Below are 5,948 nucleotides of genomic sequence, written 5' to 3' on the forward strand. Positions count from 1 at the left end.
CCGGTGTCAGCACGGCAGGTGCCGCTATCAGCCGCAATGCGTCCGTCAGCGTGTTGCCGTCCGGCAGCAGCGCCATGCCGGCGCGCATGGCGCTGTAAACATCGAGCGACGCCAGCAGGGGCAGCGAGGGCAAGAGCCGTTCGAACACCTCGGCGCGTGCCTGGCCCAGTGCCCGCGTCAGTTGCGCCTCATCGGGAAGGTCGTCGAAGAAGCCGTCGAGCAGCAGCCGCATCACCTGGGCATAGTTCAAGCGGCCGGCCAGCTCCGGCAGCGAATGACCTCGGATCGTCAGACGGCCACCAAGACCATCCACATCGGAAAGCACGGTTTCCGCCGCCACCACGTCATCGAGCCCATTCGCCATAGCCTGTCTCCTTGAAGCATTTCCGGATCGGAGATAGAGATGGGCAACGTTTCCATCAATCTTGATCAATAGAATCAATATCAGGGCTCGATATGTCCGAGTGGTTGTCCCGGGAAGAGGCGCTTGAGCGCCTCAAGGTGCGGGCGCAGACGCTGTACGCCTATGTCAGCCGTGGGCGCATCGGCATGCGGCCCGACCGCGCCGATCCGCGCCGCAGCCAGTACCGCGCCGACGATATCGCCGCACTGGCGACCCGCCGGGCGCGCGGACGGAGCCCATCAGTCATCGCTGAAAGCGCCATTGCCTGGGGCGAACCCTCAATCGCAACGGCGATTTCGACCGTCTCGCACGGTCGGCTCATCTATCGCGGGCAGGACGCCGCAGTGCTCTCCGGGCACGCCACACTGGAAGAAGCCGCCGCCATTCTCTGGGCTCTGCCGGAACCGGTGGCTTTCGAAGCACCGTCGCCGGATGTGCCCCATCAAGCCGGCCGGGCCTCGGCTTTTGCGCAACTTGCCGTGCTTGCCGGCCAAGGGCGCCCGTCGCTTGGGCGCAACCGGGCCTCGCTGCATGCCGATGCCGCGCACGCTGTCGGCGTGCTGGTCGCCGCGCTGGGCGCACCGGCAGGACCAGATCCCGTCCATCAGCGGCTGGCGCAGGCCTGGTCGGTGGACGCCGGCGGCGCCAATGCGATCCGCCGCGCGCTTGTCCTGCTTGCCGATCATGAACTGAATGCGTCGACCTTCGCCGCGCGCGTCGCAGCCTCGACCGGCGCGCCGCTGGCCGCTTGCCTGCTGGCCGGGCTCGCGACGCTGTCAGGCCCTCGCCATGGCGGTGCCGGCGAGGCGGTGATGCAACTGGCCGAGGATGCGGCCCGACATGGCGCCGATGCGACGATCCGGCGCTGGCTCAGCCACGACCGGCCATTGCCGGGGTTCGGTCATCAGCTCTATCCCGACGGCGATCCCCGGGGCGCCGCGCTGCTGTCGGTGATCGAGGTTGACGGCACACTATCGTCGCTGCGCGACGCTGCCCTTGCCGCGACCGGCGCGCTTCCCAACATCGACTTTGGGCTGGCAGCGCTGACGCGCAGCCTTGGCTTGCCGCGCGATGCGCCGTTTCGCCTGTTTGCGCTCGCACGCAGCGTCGGCTGGGCCGAGCACACGGTCGAACAGATAACAAGCGGAAGTGTCATCAGGCCGCGCGGCCGCTATGAGGGCGTGCTGGTGTAGGGTTGCAAGAGCGCCAAGCGCTCAGGACATCGTGTCGAGCTTGCGCTGCATGGCCGCGATCTGGTCCTTCAGTTCCTGAAGATCGTCGGGTTTTTCTGACGTTTCCTTCCTGGCCGGCTCGGGCGACGGCGCGGCGGCTGGCGCGGTGCCGGCGGGCGGGAACGGCGTGAACAGCCGCATCGCATTCTGGAACATTTCCATGTTGCGGCGTGTCTGTTCCTCCAGCGCCTTGATCGGCGTGGTGATCTTCATCATGTCGAGCGGCGACTTGCCGATCGCCCCCTTCATCTGCTCGCGAAAGCGTTCCTGCTCCTTGGAAAAGGCAAGCATCGACTGTTCGAGGAAGCTCGGCACGATCATCTGCATCTGGTCGCCGTAATAAGCGATGAGCTGGCGCAGGAACGGGATCGGCAGCATGTTCTGCCCGTCCTTGTTCTCCAGTTCGAAGATGATCTGTGTCAGCACCGGATGCGTGATGTCGTCGCCGGTCTTGGCGTCCTGGACGGTGAACTCCTCGCCCTTCTTGACCATCTCGGCGAGGTCCTCGAGCGTCACATAGGTGCTGGTGCCGGTGTTGTAGAGGCGGCGATTGGCGTATTTCTTGATGATGATCGGATCGTCTTTAGCGGCCATCTACATCCTCCCGGGGACACCGGCGCGCCTCTGAGCAAGCCGCCGATAACGATTGTGCCTTTTTTTTGAGGATATGCGCAAAAGCTTCACAATTCCAAGCAGTTTGTGCAGTGCGGGATCACTAAATGCTGCATAGCAGGCAAAATATGCTGCGCAGCAATGGACGAATGGTCGCCACGGCAAGGCACGGCCTGCTTGCGGCGCATGGGCGCCATGCCCATTTCCGGTTTGACTTGGGGTTGGGAAAGGGCAAGAAAAGTCCCCAACGACAGAGCAACACCCTTGAAGTCTGGAGAAGAAAATGTCCGCTTCCATCGTCATTGCCAGTGCGGCGCGCACGCCGGTAGGCTCCTTCAACGGCGCCTTTGCCGCCACCCCGGCGCATGAGCTCGGTGCCGTCGTCATCAGGGAATTGCTGTCACGTGCCGGTGTCGAACCAGGCGAGGTCGACGAGGTCATCCTCGGCCAGGTGCTGACCGCCGCGCAAGGCCAGAACCCGGCCCGCCAGGCATCGATCAATGCCGGTCTGCCCAAGGAAACCACCGCCTGGGGCCTCAATCAGGTTTGCGGCTCGGGCCTGCGTGCCATTGCGCTCGGCATGCAGCAGATCGCCATCGGCGACGCCAAGGTGATCATCGCCGGCGGCCAGGAATCGATGTCGCTTTCGACGCATGCCCAGCACCTGCGCGCCGGCGTCAAGATGGGCGACTTCAAGCTGATCGACACCATGATCAAGGACGGGCTGTGGGACGCCTTCAACGGCTATCACATGGGCAACACCGCCGAAAACGTCGCGCGTCAGTTCCAGATCACCCGCGAAGACCAGGATCAGTTTGCGCTGGCTTCGCAGAACAAGGCCGAGGCCGCGCAGAAGGCCGGCAAGTTCAAGGACGAGATCGTCGCCGTCACACTCAAGGGCAAGAAGGGCGACACCATTGTCGACCAGGACGAATACATCCGCCACGGCGCCACGCTCGACGCCATGACCAAGCTGAAGCCGGCCTTCGACAAGGACGGCACGGTGACCGCCGCCAACGCCTCCGGCATCAATGACGGCGCCGCCGGCGCGCTGCTGATGAGCGAGGCGGAAGCGGTGAGGCGCGGCATCACCCCGCTGGCACGCATCGTGTCCTGGGCAACCGCCGGCGTCGATCCGCAGATCATGGGCACCGGCCCGATCCCAGCATCGCGCAAGGCCTTGGAAAAGGCCGGCTGGTCGGTCGGCGATCTCGACCTGGTCGAGGCCAACGAGGCCTTTGCCGCGCAGGCCTGCGCCGTCAACAAGGACATGGGCTGGGATCCCTCGATCGTCAACGTCAATGGCGGCGCCATCGCCATCGGCCACCCGATCGGTGCGTCCGGCGCCCGCGTCTTCAACACGCTGGTCTTCGAAATGCGCCGGCGCGGCGTCAAGAAGGGGCTGGCCACCTTATGCATCGGCGGCGGCATGGGCGTCGCCATGTGCATCGAAGCACTCTGAAAAAGAAGTGAGTAGCAAATAGGGAGTAGTCAATAGGGAAGAATTGCGTCAGCGCGACGGGACGTAGATCCCTACTCGCTATTCGCTACTCCCTATTCGCTCTCCCGACCAAAGGGAGGGAACACGCATGACCAAGGTAGCAATCGTCACAGGCGGATCGCGCGGCATCGGCGCGGCGATCTCGATCGCATTGAAGACCGTCGGCTATTCGGTTGCCGCGAACTATGCCGGCAATGACGCCGCAGCGGCGAAATTCAAGGCCGAGACCGGCATTCCGGTCTACAAATGGTCGGTCGCCGACTATGATTCCTGCGCCGCCGGCATCAAGCAGGTCGAGGCCGATCTCGGCCCGGTCTCGGTGCTGGTCAACAATGCCGGCATCACCCGCGACGCCATGTTCCACAAGATCACGCGCGAGCAGTGGAAAGAGGTCATCGACACCAACCTGTCCGGCGTCTTCAACATGACGCATCCGCTGTGGAGCGGCATGCGCGACCGCAAGTTCGGCCGCGTCATCACCATCTCGTCGATCAACGGCCAGAAAGGCCAGGCCGGCCAGGTCAACTATTCCGCCGCGAAGGCTGGCGACATCGGTTTCAGCAAAGCCCTCGCTCAAGAGGGAGCTCGCGCGGGCATCACCGTCAACGTCATCTGCCCTGGCTACATCGCCACCGAGATGGTCAAGGCGATCGACGAGAGGGTGCTCAACGACCGCATCATCCCGCAAATCCCCGTCGGCCGCCTCGGCGAACCGGAAGAAATCGCGCGCTGCGTCGTCTTCCTCGCATCCGAAGATGCAGGCTTCATCACCGGCTCGACCATCACGGCCAACGGTGGCCAATACTTCGCCTGACGACAACCACGTGGCTTGAATGTGCACGTGCCGGCGGTGTCGCCGGCACGTTCGTCTTTAGACGCAACTGCTCCGATACAGCGCCGGAAGTTGTCCGGCGCCTCGAGCTCAGGCGACCAGCTTGAACTCGCGTCTCACCGCCTGCTTGCGCACGCCCGGCCGCGACGACGCCGGCAGCTTCGCCATCTCGGCCCGGCTGAGACCTGACAATTTCATCGAGATCCTGCGCTTGACGAACGGCATCATGTTGACGACGCCGAGCACGAAATTGCGCAAGACGCGCCGCAGCGGTGTGCGGACAAGCGCCATGCCTGTCAGCCTGCCCGCCAGTTCGATCACCTCTTGTGCCGCGGGACGCCGAAGCGTCTCGTAGAGGTCGAGTTCGCTTTCCGGGCGGACACCGTTGATCACGTCGCCGAGCAGTTCTCCCAGCACCACGGCATCGATCAGGCCGGTGTTCATGCCTTGGCCGCCGGCTGGGCTGTGCACATGGGCGGCGTCGCCCATGACAAACAGGTGCCCCTGGCGGTAGGACTTGGCAAGGCGGTGATGCACGCGGAACCGTGTACTCCAGGTCAGGTCGAGCACCTGCGCCGGGCTGGCCGACGGGCCGCGACTGTCGAGCAGCGCCTGTATGTCGGCAATGCCAGGCCGCTCAGGCGCCTCATCCATGGTCGCTACGATGCGATATGATCCGTCCGGCAGTGGCGCGACGACGACCAGTCCGGCCGGGGAGAACAGCAGCGACACCTCCGTTGGCCCGAGCGGCCAGTCAAGGCGCACGTCGGCGAGTACAAAAGACCCTGCATAGGCCTCGCCATCGAAGCCTATGCCGGCGGCCTCGCGTACCACGCTGTGCATGCCGTCCGCACCGACGACGTAACGCGCCGAGATCGTCTTTTCGCGACCATTCTGGACGACCCTGACGTGTGCGCCATCGACCCCCTGCAATACCTCCTTCGCCTCGACGCCGCGATGGACGACACCGCCCAACCCGGCGATGCGCTCAGTGAGGATCTTCTCGGTTAGGTTCTGCGGAATCATCAGCACGTAGGGATACGCCGAGGGCAGGCTCGAGAAATCGAGGTTGATTAGGACCCGGTCGCGATCACGTATGGCGAAGTTGTCAAGCTTCAGGCCGAGTTCGACCAGCCGCCCCGTGACGCCAAGCGGCTCGAGTGTCTCCAGCGTCTGCGCGTGGATCACTCCGGCACGTGAGGTGTTGAGGCCTTCGGCGAGGCGGTCGACCACGACGTGATCGACGCCTGCCTGATGCAGGGCAATGGACAGCGCCAGGCCGGTCGGGCCGGCGCCTATGACCAGGACTTCGGTGGTATCAGGCAGCATTTTCTCTCTCCGTTTGTCAACGATTGGTGACTTTTATCT

Annotated in this window: 6 protein-coding genes; 3 read left to right on the plus strand and 3 right to left on the minus strand. The window is 64.2% G+C overall.

The features are described from left to right. On the minus strand, nucleotides 1-364 hold a 364-nt coding region (locus EOC06_RS13540), incomplete at its 3' end, for a citrate/2-methylcitrate synthase (RefSeq protein ID WP_281062075.1). A 92-nt stretch (nucleotides 365-456) separates the two neighbouring features. Here EOC06_RS13540 and EOC06_RS13545 point away from each other — a divergent pair. After that, nucleotides 457-1,596, plus strand: coding sequence for a citrate synthase (locus tag EOC06_RS13545; protein WP_127270162.1), 1,140 nt, complete (start codon nucleotides 457-459; stop codon nucleotides 1,594-1,596). A 21-nt stretch (nucleotides 1,597-1,617) separates the two neighbouring features. Here the strand turns inward: EOC06_RS13545 and phaR are convergent, their stop codons facing one another. After that, complete coding sequence (gene phaR / locus EOC06_RS13550) at nucleotides 1,618-2,229, minus strand: polyhydroxyalkanoate synthesis repressor PhaR (RefSeq protein WP_027037157.1); 612 nt, start codon at nucleotides 2,227-2,229, stop codon at nucleotides 1,618-1,620. 301 nt (nucleotides 2,230-2,530) lie between these two features. Between phaR and EOC06_RS13555 the strand changes: the two genes are divergently transcribed. Beyond that, a complete protein-coding gene (locus EOC06_RS13555; RefSeq protein WP_128307988.1) occupies nucleotides 2,531-3,709 on the plus strand; it encodes an acetyl-CoA C-acetyltransferase in 1,179 nt (392 codons plus the stop codon). Between the two features lie 127 nt (nucleotides 3,710-3,836). After that, entirely contained in the window at nucleotides 3,837-4,562 is a 726-nt protein-coding gene (gene phbB / locus EOC06_RS13560) for an acetoacetyl-CoA reductase (RefSeq protein WP_023814310.1), read from the plus strand. A 108-nt stretch (nucleotides 4,563-4,670) separates the two neighbouring features. Here the strand turns inward: phbB and EOC06_RS13565 are convergent, their stop codons facing one another. Continuing rightward, complete coding sequence (locus EOC06_RS13565; RefSeq protein ID WP_128307989.1) at nucleotides 4,671-5,909, minus strand: NAD(P)/FAD-dependent oxidoreductase; 1,239 nt, start codon at nucleotides 5,907-5,909, stop codon at nucleotides 4,671-4,673. Nucleotides 5,910-5,948: the final 39 nt, after the last annotated feature.

The sequence above is a fragment of the Mesorhizobium sp. M7A.F.Ca.MR.362.00.0.0 genome (assembly GCF_004023175.1).
In the GTDB taxonomy this organism is placed as follows: domain Bacteria; phylum Pseudomonadota; class Alphaproteobacteria; order Rhizobiales; family Rhizobiaceae; genus Mesorhizobium.